At 72.9% G+C, this 22,785-nt stretch carries 24 protein-coding genes; 10 read left to right on the top strand and 14 right to left on the bottom strand.

What is annotated here, in order from left to right; translation table 11 throughout:
* Positions 1–111: 111 nt before the first annotated feature.
* From OG702_RS15140 to OG702_RS15180, 9 genes are all read right to left on the bottom strand, one after another.
* Positions 112–630 carry an amino-acid N-acetyltransferase gene (locus tag OG702_RS15140; protein WP_327289401.1) on the bottom strand — a complete coding sequence of 173 codons (519 nt, stop codon included), beginning with the start codon at positions 628–630 and terminating at the stop codon, positions 112–114.
* Positions 631–639: 9 nt separating this feature from the next.
* A complete protein-coding gene (locus tag OG702_RS15145) occupies positions 640–1,035 on the bottom strand; it encodes a BlaI/MecI/CopY family transcriptional regulator (protein ID WP_327289402.1) in 396 nt (131 codons plus the stop codon).
* 65 nt (positions 1,036–1,100) lie between these two features.
* A complete protein-coding gene (locus OG702_RS15150; RefSeq protein ID WP_327289403.1) occupies positions 1,101–1,277 on the bottom strand; it encodes a hypothetical protein in 177 nt (58 codons plus the stop codon).
* A gap of 108 nt (positions 1,278–1,385) precedes the next feature.
* The gene (locus OG702_RS15155) at positions 1,386–2,078 is read right to left on the bottom strand and encodes a hypothetical protein (RefSeq protein ID WP_327289404.1); all 693 of its coding nucleotides are present in this window, start codon (positions 2,076–2,078) and stop codon (positions 1,386–1,388) included.
* Between the two features lie 109 nt (positions 2,079–2,187).
* Positions 2,188–2,982, bottom strand: a complete 795-nt coding sequence (locus tag OG702_RS15160; RefSeq protein ID WP_327289405.1) for a type III pantothenate kinase — start codon at positions 2,980–2,982, stop codon at positions 2,188–2,190.
* 6 nt (positions 2,983–2,988) lie between these two features.
* Positions 2,989–3,981: a carboxylating nicotinate-nucleotide diphosphorylase gene (gene nadC / locus OG702_RS15165; RefSeq protein ID WP_442814712.1), complete on the bottom strand. Its 993-nt coding sequence runs from the start codon at positions 3,979–3,981 to the stop codon at positions 2,989–2,991.
* 119 nt (positions 3,982–4,100) lie between these two features.
* Entirely contained in the window at positions 4,101–5,855 is a 1,755-nt protein-coding gene (locus tag OG702_RS15170; protein ID WP_327289407.1) for an L-aspartate oxidase, read from the bottom strand.
* Positions 5,852–6,682 carry a pantoate--beta-alanine ligase gene (gene panC, locus OG702_RS15175; RefSeq protein WP_327289408.1) on the bottom strand — a complete coding sequence of 277 codons (831 nt, stop codon included), beginning with the start codon at positions 6,680–6,682 and terminating at the stop codon, positions 5,852–5,854. The genes OG702_RS15170 and panC overlap by 4 nt, the downstream gene beginning before the upstream one ends.
* On the bottom strand, positions 6,679–7,587 hold the full coding sequence (locus OG702_RS15180; protein WP_327289409.1) for a Rossmann-like and DUF2520 domain-containing protein: 909 nt from the start codon (positions 7,585–7,587) through the stop codon (positions 6,679–6,681). The genes panC and OG702_RS15180 overlap by 4 nt, the downstream gene beginning before the upstream one ends.
* A 375-nt stretch (positions 7,588–7,962) precedes the next feature.
* On the opposite strand from OG702_RS15180, the gene OG702_RS15185 reads away from it, so the two are divergent.
* Positions 7,963–9,168 (top strand): sensor histidine kinase, encoded by a 1,206-nt coding sequence (locus OG702_RS15185; RefSeq protein WP_327289410.1) that lies wholly within the window; start codon positions 7,963–7,965, stop codon positions 9,166–9,168.
* 34 nt (positions 9,169–9,202) lie between these two features.
* Positions 9,203–9,892 carry a response regulator transcription factor gene (locus OG702_RS15190; RefSeq protein WP_327289411.1) on the top strand — a complete coding sequence of 230 codons (690 nt, stop codon included), beginning with the start codon at positions 9,203–9,205 and terminating at the stop codon, positions 9,890–9,892.
* Between the two features lie 8 nt (positions 9,893–9,900).
* Here the strand turns inward: OG702_RS15190 and OG702_RS15195 are convergent, their stop codons facing one another.
* Entirely contained in the window at positions 9,901–10,242 is a 342-nt protein-coding gene (locus OG702_RS15195; RefSeq protein WP_327289412.1) for an ArsR/SmtB family transcription factor, read from the bottom strand.
* 107 nt (positions 10,243–10,349) lie between these two features.
* On the opposite strand from OG702_RS15195, the gene OG702_RS15200 reads away from it, so the two are divergent.
* Positions 10,350–11,321 (top strand): quinone oxidoreductase family protein, encoded by a 972-nt coding sequence (locus tag OG702_RS15200; protein ID WP_327289413.1) that lies wholly within the window; start codon positions 10,350–10,352, stop codon positions 11,319–11,321.
* A 317-nt stretch (positions 11,322–11,638) separates the two neighbouring features.
* Here OG702_RS15200 and cdgB read toward each other — a convergent pair whose 3' ends face one another.
* Positions 11,639–13,297 (bottom strand): diguanylate cyclase CdgB, encoded by a 1,659-nt coding sequence (gene cdgB / locus OG702_RS15205; RefSeq protein ID WP_327289414.1) that lies wholly within the window; start codon positions 13,295–13,297, stop codon positions 11,639–11,641.
* A gap of 309 nt (positions 13,298–13,606) precedes the next feature.
* Between cdgB and OG702_RS15210 the strand changes: the two genes are divergently transcribed.
* Positions 13,607–14,119 carry a flavin reductase family protein gene (locus tag OG702_RS15210; RefSeq protein ID WP_327289415.1) on the top strand — a complete coding sequence of 171 codons (513 nt, stop codon included), beginning with the start codon at positions 13,607–13,609 and terminating at the stop codon, positions 14,117–14,119.
* Between the two features lie 41 nt (positions 14,120–14,160).
* Here OG702_RS15210 and arfB read toward each other — a convergent pair whose 3' ends face one another.
* Positions 14,161–14,589: an alternative ribosome rescue aminoacyl-tRNA hydrolase ArfB gene (gene arfB, locus OG702_RS15215; protein ID WP_327289416.1), complete on the bottom strand. Its 429-nt coding sequence runs from the start codon at positions 14,587–14,589 to the stop codon at positions 14,161–14,163.
* A 141-nt stretch (positions 14,590–14,730) separates the two neighbouring features.
* Here arfB and OG702_RS15220 point away from each other — a divergent pair, with 141 nt between their 5' ends.
* The 5 genes from OG702_RS15220 to OG702_RS15240 all read left to right on the top strand — a co-directional run bounded on the left by OG702_RS15220 (position 14,731) and on the right by OG702_RS15240 (position 18,957).
* The gene (locus tag OG702_RS15220) at positions 14,731–15,306 is read left to right on the top strand and encodes a TerD family protein (protein WP_327289417.1); all 576 of its coding nucleotides are present in this window, start codon (positions 14,731–14,733) and stop codon (positions 15,304–15,306) included.
* Positions 15,307–15,440: 134 nt separating this feature from the next.
* The gene (locus tag OG702_RS15225; RefSeq protein WP_327289418.1) at positions 15,441–15,929 is read left to right on the top strand and encodes a hypothetical protein; all 489 of its coding nucleotides are present in this window, start codon (positions 15,441–15,443) and stop codon (positions 15,927–15,929) included.
* A 120-nt stretch (positions 15,930–16,049) separates the two neighbouring features.
* Positions 16,050–16,505: a tellurite resistance TerB family protein gene (locus OG702_RS15230; protein WP_327289419.1), complete on the top strand. Its 456-nt coding sequence runs from the start codon at positions 16,050–16,052 to the stop codon at positions 16,503–16,505.
* Positions 16,506–16,858: 353 nt separating this feature from the next.
* Complete coding sequence (locus OG702_RS15235; protein ID WP_327289420.1) at positions 16,859–17,920, top strand: helix-turn-helix transcriptional regulator; 1,062 nt, start codon at positions 16,859–16,861, stop codon at positions 17,918–17,920.
* Positions 17,917–18,957: a helix-turn-helix transcriptional regulator gene (locus OG702_RS15240; protein ID WP_327289421.1), complete on the top strand. Its 1,041-nt coding sequence runs from the start codon at positions 17,917–17,919 to the stop codon at positions 18,955–18,957. Before OG702_RS15235 ends, OG702_RS15240 begins: the two co-directional genes overlap by 4 nt.
* On the opposite strand, the gene OG702_RS15245 is transcribed toward OG702_RS15240, so the two are convergent.
* A complete protein-coding gene (locus tag OG702_RS15245; protein WP_327289422.1) occupies positions 18,944–19,738 on the bottom strand; it encodes a hypothetical protein in 795 nt (264 codons plus the stop codon). The genes OG702_RS15240 and OG702_RS15245 overlap by 14 nt on opposite strands.
* Position 19,739: 1 nt before the next feature.
* Entirely contained in the window at positions 19,740–21,029 is a 1,290-nt protein-coding gene (locus OG702_RS15250) for a histidine decarboxylase (protein ID WP_327289423.1), read from the bottom strand.
* A 632-nt stretch (positions 21,030–21,661) separates the two neighbouring features.
* Here OG702_RS15250 and OG702_RS15255 point away from each other — a divergent pair.
* Positions 21,662–22,483: a helix-turn-helix domain-containing protein gene (locus OG702_RS15255; protein WP_327289424.1), complete on the top strand. Its 822-nt coding sequence runs from the start codon at positions 21,662–21,664 to the stop codon at positions 22,481–22,483.
* Positions 22,484–22,785 lie beyond the last annotated feature (302 nt).

Consider the following 22,785-nt stretch of genomic DNA (forward strand, 5'->3'; position numbering starts at 1 on the left):
TTTCATCGAAAACGGATTAACGGTAAAAGCAAAGCGCCTTTGCGGGAAAAACACAAACCCCTTGCACGAAGAGGTCCGCCCGAGACAGTGCGATCCGGACAAACCGGATCGTCACAGTTGCAGCAGCATGCGACTGTTGCCCAAGGTGTTCGGTTTCACTCGCTCCAGGTCCAGGAACTCGGCGACACCCTCGTCATTGGAACGCAGCAGCTCCCCGAACACATCGCCGTCCACCGGAGTGTCCCCGGTCTCGCGGAAGCCGTGCTTCGCGAAGAAGTCCACTTCGAACGTGAGGCAGAAAATTCGGCGCACGCCCAGCCACCGTGCGGTCTGCAGCAACTTCGACAGCAACTGGTGGCCGACACCCGAGCCGCGCAGAACCGGATCCACCGCAAGCGTCCTGACCTCGGCCAGGTCCTCCCACATCACATGCAGGGCGCCGCAGGCGACCACCACCGCGTCCTCGTCCCGTTCGGCGACCCAGAACTCCTGGATGTCCTCATAAAGCGTCACCGTCGGCTTGTCCAGCAGGATGCGGTCGCGCACATACGAGTCCAGCAACCGCCGTACCGCGGGGACATCGGCGGTGCGGGCCCTGCGGATGGTGACGTCATTCGACACGAGGGGCATGCAGGGACGCTATCGTCCTTCGTCTTCCGGCGGCCCCGAGGGGTCCACGGACTGGATGATGCGCATTGCGTCCCGGACCGCTTCACGCTGTTCCGGCGACATCATGCCGAAGAAGTGCACGAGGGCCGCGGCAGGGTTGTCGCTCGCGGCCCAGGCTTCGTTCATCAGTGCGGCGGAGTATGCCGCTCTCGTCGATACCGCCTCATAGCGATAAGCGCGCCCATCGGCCTCCCTGCGCAGCCACCCCTTCTGGCGCAGGTTGTCCATTACGGTCATCACGGTGGTGTAGGCGATGGTCCGCTGCCGCGCCAGGTCCTCGAGAACCTCACGAACGGTGACCGGACGGTTCCACTCCCACACCCGGGTCATGACGGCGTCTTCGAGGTCTCCCAATGGCCGGGGCACACCGGAAATACTAAGCGCTGGTAAGGCTGAATGCCCGGAATGCGAACCCGTCGGGGATTCGGGGTTCAGCGCTCCTCTGCGGCGGCGCGGCGCGCGGCCTCGGCCTGGGCGAAGGCGGCGTCCACCGCCGCGTCCTCCCTGGCCTTGTTCGCGCCGCCCTGGTGCTTGATCATCGTGACGATCATGCAGATGAAGAAGATCGCCATCACCAGCGGCGGCACGATCGCGGAAACGTAGTTCATGCCGTCAGCGTAGCCACGCCGTCGCCGTGTCCCGCATACGGGTGCCCCGACACGGCCGGGGCACCCGGAAATCGCGGCGCGAAAGCGCGGAAAGGCGGGGCTTCGGCGTCAGCAGGCCCGGCGCGGGCCCACCAGGCCGGCCAGCGCGGCCATCGCGTCCTCGTCCTCGGGACGGGGCGCGGGGCGCCGCCCGGGCGGCCAGATCTCGGCCGGGGTCGGGGTGCGGCGGCCGGGGTCGGGCGCCGGCGGCGTCGCGGGCGCCGGCTTGGGCCGGGGCTTGGGCTCGGCGTCGGGCCCCTCGTCGGCGGCGGACGTGCCGGGGAGGGCGAGCAGGCGGCGCGGCGCGGGCATATGGGCCTCCAGACGCGGTCGTACGTCGTTGTCTGCCAGGTGTTCGCAGTGGCGCAGCAGTGCGGTACGCCGGTGGTGCTCCGGGCTGCCGGTGGCCTGGGCGCGCAGCGTGCGCAGCGCGGTCAGGTCGTCCGGGCCCGGCAGATGTCCCGCCGCCACGGCGGCGGTGAGCCGTTCCAGATAACCGGCCGCCGAGCCGGGCAGCGCCTCGCGGTACCGGCGCAGTTCCGCCAGCAGGAAGGCACGCTGCCGTCCCGCCTCCTGGACCGCGTCGTCCACCGCCTCGGCGAGCCTGACGTAGTCCTGGACGTGCGTGGCGGGCGCCGCGCCGGGCGCGACGGCCGCGGCGGTCCTGCTGGGGTGCAGCACCTCCGCGAGGGCGCGCCGCAGCACCCGCAGCTCGTTGGCGCTGAACGCCATGCCGCCAAGGTTTCCGTGTGGCGTAGGCATGCCTGGACCTTATGCGCTAAGCAGACAAATGCCGCGCAATACCCCGCCCCCGGTGTTTCGCCCCGGCCGCCGGGCGACCCGCGCCCCCGGTGGGGAGCGGAGACCGGGGTCAGGTCGTGGAGACGTTGCGCTCGTACACCAGGCGGAGCCCGATCAGGGTCAGCCACGGCTCGTGCGTGTCGATGATCGACGCCTCGTTCAGGACCAGCGGCGCCAGCCCGCCCGTGGCGATGACCGTGACGTCGTCCGGGTCGGCGGCCAGCTCGCGGGCCATGCGCTCGGCGATGCCGTCCGCCTGGCCGGCGAAACCGTAGAGGATGCCGGACTGCATCGCCTCGATCGTGTTCTTGCCGATCACGCTGCGCGGCCTGGCCAGCTCGATCTTGCGCAGCTGGGCGCCGCGCACGCCGAGCGCGTCGACCGAGATCTCGATGCCCGGCGCGATGGCGCCGCCGATGTACTCACCGCGGGCCGAGACCGCGTCGAAGGTCGTTGCGGTGCCGAAGTCCACCACGATGCACGGGCCGCCGTAGAGATGGACGGCGGCCAGCGAGTTGATGATCCGGTCCGCGCCGACCTCCTTGGGGTGGTCCACCAGGATCGGCACGCCGGTCTTCACGCCCGGCTCGACCAGCACGGCGGGCACGTCGCCGTAGTAGCGCCTGGTCACCTCGCGCAGCTCGTGCAGCACCGAGGGCACCGTCGAGCAGATCGCGATCCCGTCGATGCCGTCGCCGAGGTCGCCCAGCAGCGGATGCATGCCCATCAGGCCCTGGAGCAGCACCGCCAGCTCGTCGGCGGTGCGCCGGGCGTCGGTGGAGATCCGCCAGTGCTCGACGATCTCCTCGCCGTCGAAGAGTCCCAGGACGGTGTGGGTGTTGCCGACGTCGATGGTGAGCAGCATCCGGCTCTACGCTTCCGCTCGCAGGTCGAGGCCGATGTCCAGGATCGGGGAGGAGTGGGTCAGCGCGCCCACCGCCAGGAAGTTCACGCCGGTCTCCGCGTAGGCGCGGGCGGTCTGCAGGGTGAGCCTGCCCGAGGACTCCAGGAAGGCCCGGCCGCCGACGATCGCCACCGCCTCGGCGGTCTCGGCGGGGGTGAAGTTGTCCAGCAGGATCAGGTCGGCGCCGGCGTCGAGCACCTCGCGCACCTGGTGCAGGGTGTCGACCTCGACCTCGATCGGCACGTCGGGGAACTCCGCGCGCACCAGCTTGAAGGCCTGGGCGACGCCGCCGGCGGCCACCACGTGGTTGTCCTTGACCAAGGCCGCGTCGGACAGCGACATGCGGTGGTTGGCGCCGCCGCCGCAGCGCACCGCGTACTTCTCCAGCGCCCGCAGGCCCGGTGTGGTCTTCCTGGTGTCGCGCACCTGCGCCCTGGTGCCCTCCAGGGCGTCGGCCCAGGCGCGGGTGGCGGTCGCGATGCCGGACAGCCGGCACAGCAGGTTGAGGGCGCTGCGCTCGGCGGTCAGCAGGTCGCGGGTCCTGGAGCGTACGGTCAGCACCTTCTGGCCCGCCGCGACCCGGTCGCCGTCCTCGACGTGCCGCTCGACCTCGAACTCGTCGGTGCACACCACCGAGAGCACCGCCTCGGCCACCCGCAGGCCCGCGACCGTGCCGGCCTCGCGGGCGGTGAAGTCGCCGACCGCCCGGGACTCCTCGGGGACGGTGGCCACGGTGGTGATGTCGACGCCCTGGTCGAGGTCCTCCTCGATGGCCAGGTGCGCGATGTCCTCGACCTGCACCGGGTCGAGGCCCGACTCCGCGATGAGCTCTGCCAGGTCGGGGTCGAGGCCGCACTCCAGCGGATCGAGGTCGTAGTCCTCGCCGCCGGCGCCGCAGCCGCAGCCGTCCCCGCAGCCGCCACCGCCGCTCGCCTCGTCCGGCGGGCCGAACTGCGGCAGCGGGAGGGCGACGGGCTGCGGGCGGTCGGGGCTGGTCACTGGTGCTCCTTCTGAGGCGGTGCCTGGCGGTGCCTGGGCTTCGTGCAGGGGTGCGGCGGTGCCGCGGGCGGGCGTACGGGTCAGCCGCGGGCGCTCCCGGCCCCATCATCCCCGACGACGGCCGCCGCCCGCGCGCCGCGGACCGGCGGGAGGTCCGGGCCCTGCGTCGTGCGGACGTCGAGCGTGCGGTGCGGGGTGAGGCGTACGACGAGGTGGCGCCGCCAGTCGCGGTCGTCGCGGTCGGGGCGGTCCTCGCGCCAGTGGCAGCCGCGGGTCTCCTCGCGGCGCCGGGCAGCGGCGACCAGCACGCGGGCGACCAGACTCAGATTGGTGGACTCCCACGTCTCCACGCAAGGCTCCGCGGTCTTGCCCTCCCTGTCGTACGCCTCCACCGCCGCGGTGTGCAGCCGCTCCAGCGCGCCGGCCGCCACCGTCAGCGACTCCGCGCTGCGCAGCACCCCGGCGCCGGCGGTCATGATGCGCTGCACCTCGAAACGGGCCTCGGAGGCCAGCAGCGGGGCGCCGCCGGGCGCGGGGACCACCGGCTCCGCGGGCGGTTCGCTGCGGTCGGCCAGCACGTCGGCGGCGATCCGCTCGGCGAAGACCAGGCCTTCGAGCAGCGAGTTCGACGCCAGCCGGTTGGCGCCGTGCACCCCGGTGCAGGCGACCTCGCCGCACGCGTAGAGGCCGGGCACCGTCGTCCGCCCGTGGAGGTCGGTGCGGACGCCGCCCGAGGCGTAGTGCGCGGCGGGCGCCACCGGGATCAGCCCGGTCACCGGGTCGATGCCGTGCGCGCGGCAGGCGGCCAGGATGGTCGGGAAGCGCTCGGCCCACATCCGCGGACCGAAGTGCCGGCCGTCGAGGTACATGTGCTGGGCGCCGGTCTCCTGCATCCGCCGGGTGATGGCCTTGGCCACGATGTCCCGCGGCGCCAGCTCGGCCAGCTCGTGCTGGCCGACCATGAAGCGGACGCCTTCGGCGTCGACCAGATACGCGCCCTCGCCGCGCACCGCCTCGGACACCAGCGGCTGCTGGCCCTCCGCGTCCGGGCCGAGCCACAGCACGGTCGGGTGGAACTGCACGAACTCGACGTCGCTGACCTCGGCGCCAGCGCGCAGCGCCAGGGCCACGCCGTCGCCGGTGGACACCGCGGGGTTGGTGGTCGCGGAGAAGACCTGGCCCATACCGCCGGTCGCCAGCACCACGGCGCGGGAATGGACCGCGCCGACGCCGTCGCGGCGGCCCTGCCCCATCACGTGCAGGGTGACGCCGGCGGTACGGCCCTGGGCGTCGTCGAGCAGATCGAGGACGAGGGCGTTCTCGATCAGCTCGATCCCCGCCGCCCGCACCGCGCCGATCAGGGCGCGGGAGACCTCAGCGCCGGTCGCGTCGCCGCCGGCGTGCACGATACGGTGCCGGTGGTGGCCGCCCTCGCGGGTCAGCAGGATCTCACCGCTGGCCGGGTCGGTGTCGAAGCGGGCGCCGGTGGCCATCAGCCGCCGCACGGCGTCGGGTCCCTCGCTCACCAGGGTGCGGACCGCCTCCTCGTCGCACAGGCCCGCGCCCGCGACCAGGGTGTCGTCCAGATGCTGCTCTGGGGTGTCGCCGTCGCCCAGGGCCGCGGCGATGCCGCCCTGCGCCCAGCGCGTCGACCCGTCGTCCAGATGCGCCTTGGTCACCACGGTGACCTTGGCGCCGGCCGCGGCGCACCGCAGCGCCACGGTGAGCCCGGCGACCCCGGAGCCCACCACGACCACGTCGGCCTTGATCGCCCAGCCGGGCGCGGGGGCGTGCAGGCGTATGCCGGTGCTGCTGCCGGCTCCTGATGCGTTCATTGCGCGGCTCCGAATTCCAGCGGGATGTTGTCGATCAGCCGGGTGCTGCCGATCTTCGCGGCCACCGCCAGCACGGCGGGTCCGGTGTGGTCGGGCGAGGCCTCGGTGAAGTCGGAAGGGTCGATCAGGGCCAGATAGTCGGCCTTCAGACCGGCCGAGGCGGCCACCGCCTCGGCCGCCGCCCGCACCGCCCGCGGCCCGTCCGCCGCCTTGTCGCGGCCGGCGAAGAGGGCGCGGGACAGCGCGAGTGCCTGCTCGCGGTCGGCGGGGGTCAGGAAGCGGTTGCGGCTGGACAGCGCCAGGCCGTCCGGCTCCCGGACGGTGGGGACCGCGGCGATGCGCACCGGGAAGTTCAGGTCCGTCACCATGCGGCGGATCAGCGCCAGCTGCTGGGCGTCCTTCTGGCCGTAGAGGGCCGTCGCCGGCCGCGTCAGGTGCAGCAGCTTCGCCACCACAGTGAGCATGCCGTCGAAGTGGCCGGGGCGGGACGCGCCCTCGTAGCCCTCCCCCATCGGCCCGGCGCTGATCCGCACCCGCGGCTGCCCGCCGGGGTAGACCTCGTCGACGTCCGGCGCGAAGACCACGTCGGCGCCGCACTCCGCTGCGAGCTCGACGTCCGCCGCCAGGGTGCGGGGGTAGCGGGCCAGGTCCTCGTTCGGACCGAACTGCAGCGGATTGACGAAGACCGTCACCGTCACCGTGCCGGTGCCCGCCAGGAGGCGGGCCTCGCGGATCAGCGAGGCGTGCCCTTCGTGGAGCGCGCCCATCGTCATCACCACCGCCCCGGCGGGCGCCAGGTCCTTGGCGTGATGCAGCAGGTCGGTCATGCGATGCCCCCGTCCGGTGGGCCGGGCTCGTCGGACAGGGCGCCCAGCAGCGCCTCCGCGTACTCGGCCTTGAGCATGCCGTTGGCCAGGGCTCGGTCCGCGGTCGCGCGGGCCATCGCCACGTAGGAGGGCACCGTCTCGGGGGCGTGCTCCCGCAGCTCGCGCAGGTGCGCGGCGACGGTGCCGGCGTCGCCGCGGGCCACCGGGCCGGTCAGCGCCCCGTCGCCGGAGCGCAGCGCGTTGTCCAGGGCCGCGCCGAGGAGCGGGCCGAGCATCCGGCCCGGCTCCGCGACGCCCGCGATCCGCAGCAGGTCCCTGGCCTGGGCCACCAGCGTGACCAGGTGGTTCGCGCCGATCGCCAGCGCCGCGTGGTAGAGCGGGCGGGCCTGTTCCTCGACCCACTCGGGCTCGCCGCCCATCTCGATGACCAGCGCCTCCGCGGCCAGCCGCAGTTCGCCCGGGGCGGTCACCCCGAACGAGCAGCCGGCCAGCCGCTGCACGTCCACCGGAGTGCCGGTGAAGGTCATCGCAGGGTGCAGCGCCAGCGGCAGCGCGCCGGCGCGCAGCGCCGGGTCCAGCACGGCGGTGCCGTAACGGCCCGAGGTGTGCACGAGCAGCTGTCCGGGCCGGACCGCCCCGGTCTCCGCCAGGCCTCTGACGAGGTCGGGCAGCGCGTCGTCCGGGACGGTCAGCAGGACGAGGTCGGCGGTGGCCATCACCTGGCCCGGCTCCAGCATCGGTACGCCCGGCAGCAGTGCCTCGGCGCGGCGCCTGGACGCCTCCGACACACCTGAGGCGGCGACGGGCCGGTGCCCGGCCATCCCCAGCGCCGCCGCCAGCGCGGGTCCCACCCGCCCGGCCCCCACGACCCCCACGGTCAGTCGGCCGGGCCGTTCCTCCACCATTACGCCTCCCGCTGTGGGTTGACGGCCCCTTCTCGTCAATCCTACGCGAACTCGTTCGCGCTGCGTCCGTGACGCACCCCACGCTGATGCCTGGCGGCGCCTTGGGGGTGGGGGCCACTTGCGGTGGCGGTGCGCCTCGCGGTGCGTCGTGGTTGCGCGCGCAGTTCCTCGCGCCCCTCAGGGGGTGCCCCTTACGGTGGGCGTGCGCCTTTCCGCCGGTGGGGGTTGCGCGCGCAGTCCCTCGCGCCCCTGGGTGGGGGCCACCTGCTGTGGGCGTGCGGATTTGCGTCTGGGGGGTGGGGTCCACCTTGGGGTGTAGGGGGGATCGCTCCCGGGGGTGACCCCGGGGGGCGATGGGGTACATACGCTGGCTGTGTGCAGCGCGTCTACGAGATTCTCCGCAAACACCCGACGTGGGTCGACAGCTTCTGGGCCGTCGTCCTGCTCGCGGTGTGCGCGGTGTGGATCGCCGCCGACCACAGCCCGTCCCTGGCGGCCCGCGCCGCCGCCGTCCCGGTGTCGTTCGCCCTCGCCGCCGTCGTGGCGCTGCGGCGCCGCGCGCCGGAGAGGATGCTGCTGCTCGCGATCGGCACCGGCGCCGCCCAGCTCGTGCTGAACGTGCAGGCGCCGGAGCCCGGCGACGCCGCGATGCTGGTGATCATCTACACCTGCGCCTCGAACGGCGCGCGCTGGTCCTCCCGGCTGGCCCTGGCCGCGGGGCTGCTGGCGACGCCCGTCGCCATGGTGCGGTGGCCGCCGCACGACCAGTACTCGACGATCTGGACGACGCTGCTCCAGACCTTCTTCCTGACCGTGATCTTCGCGCTGTCGTGGGTGATCGGCGACCGGCTGCGCACCCGCCGGGCGTATTACGCGCAGCTGGAGGAGCGGGCGGAGCGGCTGCACCGGGAGCGGGAGGCCCAGTCGAAGGCGGCGGTCGCGGCGGAACGGGCGCGGATAGCCCGGGAGCTGCACGACGTCGTCGCCCACAACGTCTCGGTGATGGTGGTGCAGGCCGACGGCGCCGCCTACGTACTGGATGTCGCGCCCGACCAGGCCAAGCAGGCGCTCGCCACGATCTCCACCACCGGCAGGCAGGCGCTGGCAGAGATGCGCCGGCTGCTGGGGCTGCTGCGGGCCGGGGACGACGCGGGCGGGGAGTACGTGCCGCAGCCCGGGGTGGACCAGCTGGCGGACCTGATCGACCAGGTGCGCGGCGCGGGACTGCCGGTACGGTTCGAGGTCGCGGGGCAGGCGCGGCCGCTGTCCAGCGGGGTGGAGCTGACGGCGTACCGCATCGTGCAGGAGGCGCTGACCAACGTGCGCAAGCACGGCGGTGACGGGGCGAGCGCCAGCGTCATGCTGGGGTTCGGGGACGCGGCGCTCGACCTGCTGATCGAGGACGACGGGCGGGGCGGCCCCGACGGCCTGTACGAGCAGGGCGGCAGGGACGGGCTCGGGCAGGGCCTGATCGGCATGCGGGAACGGATCGGCATGGTCGGCGGCACGCTGAACGCCGGCCCGCGCCCGGAAGGCGGTTTCCGCATCAGCGCGGTGCTGCCGCTGCGTACCGGCCGCTGACCGCGGCGGGGCGAACGGACAGGAGAGGGATCTGATGGCGATCCGCGTCATGCTGGTGGACGACCAGGTGCTGCTGCGTACCGGCTTCCGTATGGTGCTGGCGGCGCAGCCGGACATGGAGGTCGTCGCCGAGGCGGGCGACGGCGCCGAGGCGGTCGAGGTGCTGCGGGCCACCCGGGTCGACGTGGTGCTGATGGACGTGCGGATGCCGCGGATGGACGGCGTCGAGGCGACCCGCCGGATCTGCGGCAGTGACCGCGGCGGCGCCGACGGCTGCCCGCGGGTGCTCATCCTGACCACCTTCGACCTGGACGAGTACGCGTTCGCCGCGCTCAAGGCGGGAGCGGCCGGATTCATGCTCAAGGACGTGCCGCCGGCCGAGCTGCTGGCGGCGATCCGCGCCGTGCACAGCGGCGACGCGGTGGTCGCGCCGAGTACGACCCGGCGGCTGCTCGACCGCTTCACACCGATGCTGCCCGCCGCGGGTTCCGAGCCGCGGCATCGGGAGCTGGACAAGCTCACCGACCGGGAGCGGCAGGTGCTGCTGCTGGTGGCGCAGGGCCTGTCGAACGGCGAGATCGCCCGCAAGCTGGTGCTGTCCGAGGCGACGGTCAAGACGCATGTCGGGCGGATCCTGACGAAGCTGGATCTGCGCGACCGGGTGCAGGCGGTGGTGCTCGCCTACGAGTCCGGCCTGGTCCAGGCGGGCGGCGGTGGGCTGTGAGGCTGCCGTTACGCCTCCGGCGCGGGCTCCGGGCGCAGGGCGAGGTCGAGCAGACCGGGGAAGCGGGCGTCGAACTCGGCCTTGCGCAGCCGGTTGAGCCGCTTGGGGCCCTCGTCGCGCTGCTCGACCAGGCCGGCTGCCCGCAGGGTGGCGAAGTGGTGGCTGAGCGCCGCCTTTCCGACCGGCACGTCGAACGAGCCGCAGGTGCGCTCCCAGTCGGCCGATCCGGCCAACTCCCGCACCAGCCGCAGCCGTACGGGGTCGGCGAGGGCGCTGAGCGCGGTCAGGAAGGGTACGTGGTCCGGGTGGGTGTGGTCCGGGGCGGCCCGGTGAGCCCGCGACGCGGTCATGACATCCTCCCAGAGGTGGGTCGGACCGAACGGAGTTGCCGAGTGTTCGATCTGGATCATACACTCGGCGGTGTTCGCTTTACATTGAACAGCAAGGGGGATGCGCCATGCGCGCCATGATCTTCGAGGAGTTCGGCGGACCCGAGGTGCTGCACCAGGTCGACCTGCCGGAACCCACGCCAGGGCCTGGCGAGGTGACCGTCGAGGTCGCCTACGCCGGCATCAACTTCGCCGACGTCCTGGCCAGAGCGGAGGGCTACCGCGTCGAGTCGCTGCCGTTCCGCCCGGGCCTCGAAGTCGCCGGCCGCGTGCTCGCCGTCGGCGAGGGGGTCACCGCGTTCGCGCCCGGACAGGAGGTCACCTCCTTTCTGCGCGGCGGCGGTTACTCCGAGATCGCGGTCGCGCCCGCCGCGACGACCTTCCCGGTCCCGCCCGGGCTCGGCCTGCGCGTCGCGGCGTCGCTGCCGAGCGTGCTGCCCACGGCGTACGCCCTCCTGCACGACATCGCGCGGCTGCGCGAGGGCGACACCGTCCTCGTCCACAGTGCCGCGGGCGGCGTCGGCACCGTCGCGGGCCAGCTCGCCCGGCTGGGCGGGGCCAGTGCGGTCTACGGCGTCGTCTCCAGCTTCGACAAGGCGCCGCACGCCCTCAAGTCGGGCTACGACCAGGTCTTCCTGACGCCGAGCTTCGACACGGACGTGATGGGGGCGACGGGAGGACGGGGCGTCGACATCGCCCTCGACCCGATGGGCGGCGAGAACTTCCGCCGCACGCTCGCCGTCACCGCGCGCTTCGGGCGGCTCGTCTCCTTCGGCAACTCCGGCTCCGCCGCGCCCTGGCAGATCGGTCCCCCCGACGTCTACCCCGCAGGGCTCAGCGTCTCCGGCTTCTCCCTGATGGGCCTCGCCGCCGCGGACCCGCAACGCTTGCGGCAGCTGGCTGCGGCGGCCTTCCGTGCGGTGACGGACGGTGGCGTGGAGCTCCCCGTCACCGCGGAGTTCGCCCTCACGGACGCGGCCGAGGCCCACCGTCTTGTCGAGACCCGCTCGACCACCGGCAAACTTCTGCTCCGCACCTGAGCCACGTCTTTGTCGTGCCAATTGCTCTGGCGGCGCCTCTTTCCCACCGTCGTGGCTGGTCGCGCAGTTCCCCGCGCCCCCAGGTGAGTGCCACTTGCCGTGGGCGTGCCGCTTTCGCGCCGTCGTGGTTGCGCGCGCCCCTCAGGGCGCTTGGCCTGGGCGCGGAGGGTGGGCGTTTTTCAGGGGCGCGGGGAACTGCGCGACAAGCCCAGGGGGCGGGAAAGAAGCGGCGTCACCGCATGTGGCACCCGTCTCGTCGGGACAGCGCGCCCCCCGCCGGGGGAAGGGGGCCCGGACAGGCCGGGTGAGGCAGGGGATCAGCCGGCGCGGCGGTGGTTGGGGCGGGGGGAGGAGGAGCGGCTGCGCTTCTCGACGTACATGCGCTGGTCCGCCGAGTGGAGAACTTCCTCCGCGGTCATACCGCAGCCGGCCCACCCGATACCGAAGCTCGCGCCGACCCGGACCGGGCGGCCGTCCACCCGGATGGGCGGGATGATCGCGTTGCGCAGCCGCACCGCGAGATCGGCCGCGTCGGCCGGGGCGAGCCCGTCGGCCAGGACGACGAATTCGTCGCCGCCGAGCCGCGCGACGGTGTCGCCGTCGCGGACGGCGCCGGTCAGCCGGCGGGCCACCTCGATGAGGACGGCGTCACCGGTGTGGTGGCCGTAGCGGTCGTTGATGGACTTGAAGCCGTCCAGGTCGCAGAACAGGACGGCGAGCCCCTTCCCGGGCGCCGGGTCGTTCTCGTCGGGCGCGACGGTGTGGACGTGCGAGTCGTAGCCGACCGCGTTGAGCGGCGCGGCCAGCTCCTCGGGGCCGTAGCCGTAGCTGAAGGCGAATTCGTCGGGTCCTTCGGCCTCCACGGCCAGTGCGGTCGCGTCCTTGTCCTGCGGGCGGTTGCACAGCCGGGCGGACAGCCGGGCGCGCAGCTCCGCGCTGTTGGGCAGGCCGGTGAGCGAGTCGTGGCTGGCGCGGTGGGCGAGTTGCAGCTCGCGGCCCTTGCGCTCCTCGATGTCCTCGACGTGGGTGAGCAGGAAGCGCGGCCCGTCAGCGGTGTCGGCGACGACGGAATTGCGCAGCGAGACCCAGACGTAGGAGCCGTCGCGGCGGGCCAGCCGCAGTTCGGCCCGGCCCCCCTCGGCCGAGGTGCGCAGCAGCAGACCGACGTCCTCGGGGTGGACGAGGTCGGAGAAGGAGTAGCGCCGCATGACCGAGGCGGTGCGGCCCAGCAGCCGGCACAGCGCGTCGTTGGCCCGCAGCAGCTTCCCGTGCTGGTCGCCGCCCATCTCGGCGATGGCCATGCCGCTCGGCGCGTACTCGAAGGCCTGCCGGAAGCTCTCCTCGCTGGCCCGCAGTGCCTGCTGGTCGCGTTCGAGCCGGACCAGGGCGCGCTGCATGTTGGCGCGCATCCGGGCGTTGCTGATCGCGATGCCGGCCTGGAAGGCGTACATCTGGAGCGCCTCGCAGCCCCAGGGGCCGGGGTGGCGGCCGGTGGAGGGGCGGTCGACGGAGATCACGCCGATCAGCTCGCCGCCGCCGTTCTGCGAGGACTGCATGGGGGCGTAGAGGCGGTCGCCGGGGTGCCACTCGTCGGCGAAGCGCGGCAGCGGGCCCTCGGTGTGCCACTGCGGCACGTCGTCGTCGATGAGGACCCAGCCCTCGGTGTGCGGGATGAAGCGCAGCGAGCCCCAGCGCTGGCCCATGCTGAGCCGCCGCTCCCAGGACGCGCGCGGGCCGACCTTGCCGGACAGCAGCGCCTCGCCGGCCGTGCTGCCGGCGAACGCGGCGACGACGAGGTCACCGTCGGGGCGGACCAGGTTGACGGCGGCCAGGTCGTAACCCAGCCCTTTGACCACCCCGTCGGCCACCGCCTGCAGGGTGTCGGCAAGACTGCGTGCCGTGTTGAGGTCCGCCACGACCTGGTGCAGTTGACGCAAGGTCGCGAGGCGGACATACGGCTCCGACTCGGTATCCATGCCCCTCTCCGCGCCCTCGACAACAACTCCCGTGATCTCTGCGATACATCCGATGACACCGATGCCACCGGCTTACACCGGCCACTGAATCACAGCGAGCTTTACGGTCGGTACACAGGGTCAACAATTACTGCTGCTTGTGACTCAAGTCACATCATCACGTAAGCGCATGAATACGCAGGGTGTGGGGGAGGTCCTAGGACCACGCCCCGACATGACTGCGACCACAGCCCGATCCGCATCCTCGTACCGACCCGTAACGTGAGGAACGTGCTTCACACTTCACCAGACCGGCATCCTGGGACCACCATGGCCCAGACCGTCGACACCGATGCCTTCCGCGCCGCGATGACCCGCCTGTCGGCGGGCGTCGTCCTCATCACCGCGCACGACCCGGACGACGGGCCGCGCGGCGAGGACGTCGGTATGACCGCGACCGCCTTCATGTCCGTCTCCCTCGAACCCGCGATGGTGCTGGTGAGCATCCGGGTCGGCTCCCGGATGGACGAGCTGCTCGAGCGGCAGCCCCGCTGGGCCGCGTCCGTGCTCAGCGAGAGCCAGCGGCACATCGCCGGGCGCTTCGCGCTGCGCGGCCGGATCAGCGACCGGCTGCTCTTCGAGGACATCTCCTACTACCGCGGTGAGCACTCCGGCGCCCCGATCCTGGGCGGCGCCCTGTCGATACTGGAGTGCGAGACGGCACAGCGCGTACCGGCCGGCGACCACGTGCTGGTGGTGGCGCATGTACTGGCCGCCAGTACCCCCAGCGCCGAGGGCGGCCCGCTGACGTACTTCCGCGGCCGCTACCGCTTCCTGCGCTGAGCAGCAGCGGGCAGCGGGCCGGGCACGGGCGGCCGGGCGGGTCAGTCCCAGCCGCCGCCGCTGCGGCCCCGCTTGGTCTCGCTGCGGCGCTTCTTGCCCCGCAGCCGCCGCTCGTTGATGCCGCGCGGGATCTTCGTCGCCCGCCGCACCTTCGGCGGCGGCGCCGTCGCCTCGCCAAGCAGCGCGGCCAGCCGCGCCATGGCCGTCTCCCGGTTGCGCCACTGCGAGCGGTGCTCGGAGGCCCGTACCGCGATCACGCCGCCGGTCAGCCGCCCCTCCAGCCGCTCCAGCGCCCGCCGCTTCCACACCGGGGGCAGCGCCTCGGTCGCCGCGAGGTCGAACCGCAGCTCGACCTGGCTGTCCGTGGTGTTGACGTGCTGGCCGCCGGGTCCTGAGGAGCGGGAGAAACGCCACTGGAGCTCCGCCTCCGGTACGGAGACGGAACCGCGGATGGTCAGTGGCCCGGACATGTCTCCATGATCCCGCGCCGGACGCCCCGCGTCACGGGATTTACCCCGCCGTGCGGAACCAGCGCATCCCCGGTCCGCGTTCAGTCCGATGAGGGTAGTTTCGACGGCAACACCTACGACCAGACACAAAGGGGACATCCCATGGCGGTAAGCCTGTCCAAGGGCGGCAACGTCTCGCTGACCAAAGAGGCGCCCGGACTGACGGCAGTGACGGTCGGCCTCGGCTGGGACGTCCGCACCACCACCGGCACGGACTTCGACCTCGACGCGAGCGCCATCGCGGTCAACGCGGGCGGCAAGGTCTACTCCGACGGACACTTCGTCTTCTTCAACAACAAGCAGACGCCGGACCAGACCATCGTGCACACCGGTGACAACCGCACCGGCGCCGGCGAGGGCGACGACGAGGCCATCAACGTCAACCTGGCAGGGCTGCCCGCCGACATCGAGAAGATCGTCTTCCCGGTCTCCATCTACGACGCCGAGGCCCGCAGCCAGAACTTCGGCCAGGTGCGCAACGCCTACATCCGCATCGTCAACCAGGCCGGCGGCGGCGAGATCGCCCGCTACGACCTGAGCGAGGACGCCGCCACCGAGACCGCGATGGTCTTCGGCGAGCTGTACCGCAACGGTGCCGAGTGGAAGTTCCGCGCGGTCGGCCAGGGCTACGCCTCCGGCCTGGTCGGCATCGCCACCGACTTCGGCGTCTCGCTCTGACCCGCCGCTGGCCCGCCGCTGGCCCGCCGCTGACCCGCCGCTGACCTGCCGCTGATCCGCAGGTGGGACGCCCCCCGTACCGGCCGCGCCCCGGCCGGCGCGGGGGCCTTCGGCCGATCTGGCACGATCAGCCGGTGATCGACCTCGGCTACGCCCTCTCCCGCCGCTTCCCCGACCCCCCGCAGACGGACTACCGCACCGCGGACGTACGGGCGCTGCGGCACGACCTCTTCTGCGGCGACGTCTACCTGGCCGAGGGCGAGCGGGAACTGTCCACCGCGTGGGGGTGGGTGCCGGTGCTGGACTTCGCCTGGGCGCTGTGCGACATCGCCGAGCAGCTGGACCGGGACCCGGCGGGCGGCCGGGCGGCGCGGCCGCAACACGCCGAGTTCGACTTCACCGAATCCACCGACCGGCTGCGTTTCGTACGCCGCTTCGGCTTCGTGGACGTGACCGCCGACTGGCTGCCCGACGAGCCCGCGCTGCCGGTCCGGCACGCCGAACTGCGGCGCGAGGCAAGGGACTTCCTGCACGACGTGGTCGCCGACCTCACCGACATGCACGAGGGCCTGGCGGGCAACCCGGCCCTGTGGGCGCTGCTCGCCCGCTTCCCCCGGGTCTGAAGCACGCCGCCCGGCCGTCCGGGACACCCCGGTGGGGGGCGTTACGGTCGGCTTGGGAACTCCTTTACGCTCCGGATGAGTTCTCAGACCGTAACGACCGCCTGTGCGAGGAGACGCCCGATGGCCCTGTGGGACCGCTTCAAGGAGTCCGCGAGCAACATGCAGACTCAGCTGAACGCCAAGAAGAACGACCTGAAGAGCGGTGCCTTCCGGGACGCCAGCATGGCGATGTGCGCGCTGGTGTCCGCCGCCGACGGCACCATCGACCCGGCCGAGCGGCAGCGGGTCGCCGCGCTGATCGGCACCAACGAGGTGCTGCAGAACTTCCCGGCGCTCGACCTGCAGCGCCGCTTCGAGGACTACCTGGGCAAGCTGACCGCCGACTTCGCCTTCGGCAAGGTGGCGATCCTCCAGGAGATCGGCAAGGTGCAGAAGAAGCCGACCGAGGCGCGTGCGGTGATCCAGATCGGCATCGTCATCGGCGGCGCCGACGGCGACTTCGACAAGACCGAGCAGGCCGTCGTGCGCGAGGCCTGCTACGCGGTGGGCCTCAACCCGCAGGAGTTCGACCTCTGACCGCCCCGCCGGTCCCCGCGGCCGGCCGCGCCGGTGGCACACCCATGCCCGGGACGCCCGTCCGCGTCCCGGGCATCGCCATGTGTGCGCGGGAGGCCGCGCGGGGCGGATAATGTCCGGACCCGGCCGAAGCCAGGGGCCGGTCCGGCACAATATGCTCCGGAATCGGCGCGAGCCCTGTCACATGCCGGTTGCACGTTGCGGATACCCAGTACGTTCGGCTCCGTTCGCGGGTAATACTTGCGTGACACTCTGTGGCAGGCACAGATACTTGGGGTTCGGGGAACCTCGGGCGTGCGGGGGCGCCCTTCGGTATCCGAGTGGCCGCCGGATCACCCTATGGAGGAAGGCACATGCTTCCCGTACCGAGTGAGGAGGCCGGCCCGGCGGGGGCGGCGAGCACGTCGGGCGGAGTCAGCACCCAGCGGGACGAGGACGCGGCGCTCGCGCTGTACGAGATGCTGCGCACCAAGGGCGGCATCCCCAGTGACGACCTCTACTCGGCTGCCGGCCTGGACGACGCGCACAACGGGCGCGGCTGGCGCCGGCTGAACGAACTGGGCCTGGTGCAGATACGCGAAGGCGTCGCCGAGGCCATCGATCCGGACGCCGCGCTGGCCAGGGCCATGGACCAGTACCAGATCAACGCGACCGAGCAGCTGCGCAGCGGGGTGCGGCTGCAGCGGGTGACCGAGGCGCTGCTGTCGGTCTACCGGCCCGCGGTGCAGCGCGAGACGAGCGAGGTCTTGGTGGAGTTCATCACCGAGCCGCGCCGCAAGCAGCGCACCAGGCTCGACCTGTCCGACGCTGCCCGTACCTCCTGCGGCTCGATGCATCCGGGGCCGATGCCGTCGATCGAGGTGCTGGAGGCGTCGCTGGAGCACGACCGTACGATCATGGCCCGCGGTGTCCGCAGCCGGGCGATCTACCCGATGTCCTGCCTGCACTCCCCCAAGTACGCCCGCTACCTGCACACCCTGGCCGACTCGGGGGTGGAGCTGCGGCTGGTCGACCACGCGCCCTTCGACATGCTCACCTTCGACCGGGACGCCGCCGTGCTGGCCGCCGACCCCGAGCGCCCCAGCGAGGCGGTCATCGTCATCCGCGGCACCGCGCTGATCCGCTCCTTCCTCGCGGTCTACGAGGACTGCTGGCTGCGCGGGCTGACCCTGGCGCGGGCCACCGCGAGCACGGCCGAGGACAGCGAGATCACCGGCCAGGAGCGGGTCATCATCCGGCTGATGGCCGACGGGCTCAGCGACGACCAGATCGCCCGCAAGCTGGGCGTGCACCGCCGTACGGTCCAGCGGGCCATCGCCAAGCTGATGGAGCGGCTCAACGCCACCAGCCGCTTCGAGGCGGGCCTGAAACTGGCCAACGACGCGGAGTTCGCCAAGACCTTCGTCGTGCGGTGAGGCCGCCGCACACGGTGCCGGCCGACACCGCCGACGGGCGGGACGAGGAGGCCGCGCTCGCCCTCTACCGGGAGATACGCAGGGACGCCGGGGCGTCGGCCGAGCAGCTGCGGGCGGCGGCGGACCTGGACGAGGCGCAGGCGGCGGCCGGCTGGCGCTGGCTCGAACGGCTCGGCCTGCTGCGGCCGAAGGACAACGGGACCCTCAGACCGGTGGAGCCGCAGGCGGCGATCTTCGGGGCGATCGAGGCGTATCGGTCCGCGGCCGCCGAGCACGAGCGCGGGGTGCGGGAGATGCAGCGGGTGCTGCACTCGCTGATGACGGTCTACGAGCCGGTCGTCGCGCAGGACGACGCGGCGGATGTCGCGGTGCGCTTCCTCGGCGGCGACGTGCACAAGAAGCAGATGATGATCGACCTGAACGAGTCGATGCGCTTCAGCTGCGACTCGCTGCACCCGGGGCCGATGCCGCCGATGGAGATCCTGGAGTCCTCGCTCGACCGGGACCGGGGGATGCTGGCACGCGGGGTGCGGGTGCGGGCGATATACCCCCGCTCGTGCCTGCACACCCCCAAGCACCTGCGGTACGTCCAGGAGCTGGCGGCCGCCGGTGCGGAGGTCAGGCTGATCGACCATGCGCCGTACGACCTGCTGATCTTCGACCGGCACACGGCGCTGCTCGCCGCTGATCCAGAAGACCCCGGCCAGTCGCTCGTGGTGGTCGTCGGCGCGGTGCTGGTGAAGTCGTACATCGCCCTCTTCGAGGACTTCTGGCTGCGCGCGGTGACGCTCGACGCCCCGGAGCCGGAGCCGGGCCGCGGCCAGCCGGAGGTCACCGCCCAGGAGCGGGCCATCATCCGGCTGATGGCCGACGGGCTCAGCGACGACCAGATCGCCCGCAAGCTCAGCGTCCACCGCCGCACCGTGCAGCGGGCCGTGGCCAAGCTGATGGACCGGCTGGACGCCGCCAGCCGCTTCGAGGCAGGCCTGAAGCTGGCCGCCGCCGCCGAGTTCACCGGGCTGTTCACCAGCCCCTGACCGGGCCGCGGGCCGCCCCCGGCAGGTGGTCTGCCAGCCGGCGCAGCAGGGCGGCGATCGGTCCCGGCAGCCCGGGGAAGGTCGAGATGAGCAGGTGCACCAGGGCGAAGCCGAGCGGGGCGGAGACCGGCCGCGCGGTCCGCAGCCAGGCGGAGACCGCCAGCCGCACCACCCGCTCGGCGTCGGCGGAGCCCTGCCCGTGCAGGCGGGCGGCGGCCACCGTGTAGAAGTGGGTGGCCGCGTCCCATTCCCCGTCCAGCGCGGCGTCGTGCGCGACGCGCAGCACCGCCGCCGCGGTGCCGGGCCCGGGCGCGGCCTCGCAGACCTCGTGCGCCAGCCCCGCCGGGTCCCCCCAGCAGGGGTCGGGCGGGCACCTGCCGGGCAGCGGCAGCAGGGCGCCGTCCACCGGGCTCGCGGTGCCGTCCGCGGCCACCAGGCAGCTCTCGACGCGGCCGTCGGGGTGCCCCACGGCGACCCGGGTGGGCCGGCCGTTCTCGCGGGCCTGCCAGGCGGCGGCGGACCAGGCCGGATGAGTACCGTCGCTGAGGTCGGCGGCCTGCGACATGACCGAGCCCCAGGTGTGCACCGTCCCGCCGGGCAGCACGGCGACGCTCACCGGGGTGACGGCGCCGCCCCGGTCCGTGCCCGGCCGGGGCGCGAACCAGTCGCCCGCCCAGTACGACGTGGCCGGCGGGATGACGGGCACGGCCACCGGGAGCAGCCACGCGGGGCCGGTGCCGGTCCGGCCGGATAAGGCCTCGTTCGCCTGCCGCCCGGCCACGTCAGCCGTCCCGCTGGGAAGCGCCGACGGAGGCGTTGCGGCCGCCGCCGGACGCGGGACGGAACGACGGGCCGGCCGGCTGCGAGATCCCCGCGCTCAGGTCGCGGCACAGGGCGTCGACCGTGGCGCGGGTCAGTGGTGGCAGCGCCGTGAGCCGGGCGTGCGGGCCGTCGGTGGCCAGCCGCCAGCGGGTGCACACCGCGGCGGCGGGGCGGGGGAAGCGCAGGGTCAGGCCGTGCGCGCCGCGGGTGGTGCGGTAGCCGGCCTCGGTGAGGTGGTCGGCGGCGTAGCGCGCGGTGTCGTAGCAGTCGTGGACCAGCGCGCGCAGCCCGTCGTAGCCGCGGTCCCGCAGCGCCGACCACAGCAGCGCGACCGCCAGCGGGTTGGGGGTGGAGCCGTGGGTCCGGACGGCGCGGGCGCGGTCGGTGCCGACCAGCACCACCCCGCACGGCACGGGCAGGCCGAGCAGCCGGTGCGCGCTGAGCGAGAGGCTGTCGGCGCCGTCCCGCAGGTCCCAGGCCACCGGCTGCGGGGAGAAGGGGGCGAGCAGGCCGGTATGGGTGGCGTCCACGTGGACGTGCACGGGTCCCGCGATACGGGCCGCGGCCCGTATCGCGGCGAGGTCGTCGTCGCCGCCGTCGGCCGCGGTCCCGGCGATGGTGGCCAGCACCACGGCGCCGCCTGGCCGTTCGGCCGCCAGCAGCCGCAGCGCCTCGGGGTCCATGGCGCCGTTCCTGCCGTAGGGCACCTCCACCACGTCCATGCCGAGCCGGCCCGCCTGGCAGCGTGCGGCCTGGTGGCCGGCGGCCGAGACGTACAGCGGGGCGCCGGGCAGCGCGTCACGGCCGGCGCGCAGCCCGACCAGCAGGCCTTCCGCGCCGCCGCCGGTGACATAGCCGTGGGTGTGGCGGCGGTCGCCGAGCGCCAGGTCGGTACAGAAGTCGACCACGGCCCGCTCGAAGCCGAGTACGGCCCGGCCCCCGGCGGCGGGGTCGGCGGCGGCTGCCGGGGCGTCCGGGCCGGCGCTGTCCAGGTCGGTCAGCGTCGCCAGCATCTCGGCGTAGTCGCCGTGGTGGGAGGCGGGGAAGTCGTCGAGCACCTCGGTCGCGTGCTGTTCCGCGGCGCGCAGCGCGGCGACGAGGGCGGCGAGTTGCCGCCGGGTGTCCGCGGGGTCGGAGGCGGCGAAGCCGATGAGCTCGCGCGGTTCGGGCGCGGCGCCGAATCCCGCGGGACCACCGGGCACGCCGGGTGGCGCTGGTGCGGGCTGTGCGGCGAACTGCAGGTACGCCATGACGACCTCCGGGACGACGAAGCGCATGAGGTGGTGGGGGGCCGGCGGGCCACGCCGACCCCCCACTCACCGCCGAGGGCTCCCCCCCGGAACCGGGCGGAGCGGGCCGGTGGCCCTCGGCGGTCCCGGTCGCGACGACTCGGGGGGCCGCGACCGGGAGCTGGGTGGTGTCGGGTACTCGTCCCGGCGAGGCTTTCGCCGCGACGAGTACCGCCGCGAGAATTGGTACACGGGGCGAGCTGCCTCCCGCTACGAACCCAAAGGTGCGTAATCCGGGCCGCGAGCTGCTGTTTTGCCGTTCGCGGCCGCCTCTAGCTGGCACTTCACCCGGTGGCGGGCCGCGTTGTCCAAAATGGGACACGTACCAATGTGGACAGACCCATTGGCAGCCGCGACGCAAGTGCACCAATTCGGCCCGGTGGCGCAAACTTCCTGGTCGGTGGCGTGAAGTGCGCCCATGCATGCGGGGCGGCACTTTCCACATTCCTCAAAGAAAGCTCAAAACCGCAGGTCAGATGGGTACGTGGGCATTGGTTGACAGTCGTCGGGCCCAACCAAGACCATCGAATGGCCAGTAATCGAACGGTGACGCGCACTTGCATCACCTCGGCCGGATCTCGGGGGAGATGCCCATGGCACCGCACCACGGGGATTCCCCGCCACTGATCCACGGCTTCCTCCGCCAAGCCCGCAAGCAGCACAGCGGACCTGCGGATCGCGCGACCCATCTGGCAGCGGGAAAGCGACGCAGTGGGTTGAGCCAACAGGACGTGGCGCAGTACATGGGCGTGTCAACCCGGCTGTATCAGGACTGGGAGGGCGGTGTCCGGCCGATTCCGCTGCATCGGCTGGACTCGCTCGCTGAAGCCCTCGACCTCGATTCGGCCCGCCGCGACGAACTGTGGTTCATCGCCAGCGGTGGCTTCCCGCCCCTCGGCCCGAGCCGCCCCGACCCGGACGCCGTCACCGGCTGGACCAGCTACCTGCGTGCCCTGCCGGTCCCCTCGCTAGCCGTCGACGCCGGCTGGCGGATCGAGGAGAGCAACACCGCCTGGCAGCGGCTCTTCCTGTCGGCCGGCGAGCCCGCCCCGACCAACCTGCTGCGGTTCGTGCTCTTCAGCCCCTACGCCCGCCGGCTGTGCGGGGAGTGGGAGGACGGCTGGGCCACCTCGTACCTGCGCCAGTTGCGGCTGGAGGCGGAGACCACCCGCAGCCTGGAGCTGCGGATGATCATCGACGAGCTGCAGGACCACCCCGACCTGGCGGACCTGTGGCGGGCGGTGGACCAGTCGAGCCGGATCACCCTGCACAACGACGGGCAGGTCCGCATCATCGTGCCGCCGGTCGGCGGCCACCCGCAGCACGTCCGCACCCTGGTGTCCTCCCCGGCGCACGACCCGCGCCGCCGCATGGTGACCTTCCTGCCGACCCAGCACTCCGAGGACGCCGCCTAGAGCGTCCCGGGTCCGCCGTGGACAGCCGGCCGTCGATCCTGGACGGCCGGCTGTCGGCTGCGCGCCGCGGGCCGGGGTCCGCGGGCGGCCGGCGGCGGTAATTCCCCACGGCCGCGTACGGAGTTGCCCTCCCGCGGGCCCGGCAAGGGGAATTCGGCGACCCCGGGTAAATGGACCGGGAATGAACACCGGACGGCCGTCCCGCGTGCCCCGAAAGCACCACCCGTACCCCGGATGTGATCCCGGCGGGAAAGGCACCCGATCCCGCATCGGCCGTGCCGCGGCCCGCCGTCGCCGGGTCC

The organism is Streptomyces sp. NBC_01198, from assembly GCF_036010485.1.
In the GTDB taxonomy this organism is placed as follows: Bacteria; Actinomycetota; Actinomycetes; order Streptomycetales; family Streptomycetaceae; genus Actinacidiphila.

What these genes read in the sequence shown, in the direction of transcription:
- OG702_RS15140 (WP_327289401.1), bottom strand. Translation starts at nt 630, where the DNA reads ATGCCCCTCGTGTCGAATGACGTCACCATCCGCAGGGCCCGCACCGCC.
- OG702_RS15150 (WP_327289403.1), bottom strand. Translation starts at nt 1,277, where the DNA reads ATGAACTACGTTTCCGCGATCGTGCCGCCGCTGGTGATGGCGATCTTC.
- OG702_RS15155 (WP_327289404.1), bottom strand. Translation starts at nt 2,078, where the DNA reads ATGCCTACGCCACACGGAAACCTTGGCGGCATGGCGTTCAGCGCCAAC.
- OG702_RS15160 (WP_327289405.1), bottom strand. Translation starts at nt 2,982, where the DNA reads ATGCTGCTCACCATCGACGTCGGCAACACCCACACCGTCCTGGGACTC.
- OG702_RS15170 (WP_327289407.1), bottom strand. Translation starts at nt 5,855, where the DNA reads ATGAACGCATCAGGAGCCGGCAGCAGCACCGGCATACGCCTGCACGCC.
- panC (WP_327289408.1), bottom strand. Translation starts at nt 6,682, where the DNA reads ATGACCGACCTGCTGCATCACGCCAAGGACCTGGCGCCCGCCGGGGCG.
- OG702_RS15180 (WP_327289409.1), bottom strand. Translation starts at nt 7,587, where the DNA reads ATGGTGGAGGAACGGCCCGGCCGACTGACCGTGGGGGTCGTGGGGGCC.
- OG702_RS15190 (WP_327289411.1), top strand. Translation starts at nt 9,203, where the DNA reads ATGGCGATCCGCGTCATGCTGGTGGACGACCAGGTGCTGCTGCGTACC.
- OG702_RS15195 (WP_327289412.1), bottom strand. Translation starts at nt 10,242, where the DNA reads ATGACCGCGTCGCGGGCTCACCGGGCCGCCCCGGACCACACCCACCCG.
- OG702_RS15200 (WP_327289413.1), top strand. Translation starts at nt 10,350, where the DNA reads ATGCGCGCCATGATCTTCGAGGAGTTCGGCGGACCCGAGGTGCTGCAC.
- cdgB (WP_327289414.1), bottom strand. Translation starts at nt 13,297, where the DNA reads ATGGATACCGAGTCGGAGCCGTATGTCCGCCTCGCGACCTTGCGTCAA.
- OG702_RS15210 (WP_327289415.1), top strand. Translation starts at nt 13,607, where the DNA reads ATGGCCCAGACCGTCGACACCGATGCCTTCCGCGCCGCGATGACCCGC.
- arfB (WP_327289416.1), bottom strand. Translation starts at nt 14,589, where the DNA reads ATGTCCGGGCCACTGACCATCCGCGGTTCCGTCTCCGTACCGGAGGCG.
- OG702_RS15220 (WP_327289417.1), top strand. Translation starts at nt 14,731, where the DNA reads ATGGCGGTAAGCCTGTCCAAGGGCGGCAACGTCTCGCTGACCAAAGAG.
- OG702_RS15230 (WP_327289419.1), top strand. Translation starts at nt 16,050, where the DNA reads ATGGCCCTGTGGGACCGCTTCAAGGAGTCCGCGAGCAACATGCAGACT.
- OG702_RS15235 (WP_327289420.1), top strand. Translation starts at nt 16,859, where the DNA reads ATGCTTCCCGTACCGAGTGAGGAGGCCGGCCCGGCGGGGGCGGCGAGC.
- OG702_RS15250 (WP_327289423.1), bottom strand. Translation starts at nt 21,029, where the DNA reads ATGGCGTACCTGCAGTTCGCCGCACAGCCCGCACCAGCGCCACCCGGC.
- OG702_RS15255 (WP_327289424.1), top strand. Translation starts at nt 21,662, where the DNA reads ATGGCACCGCACCACGGGGATTCCCCGCCACTGATCCACGGCTTCCTC.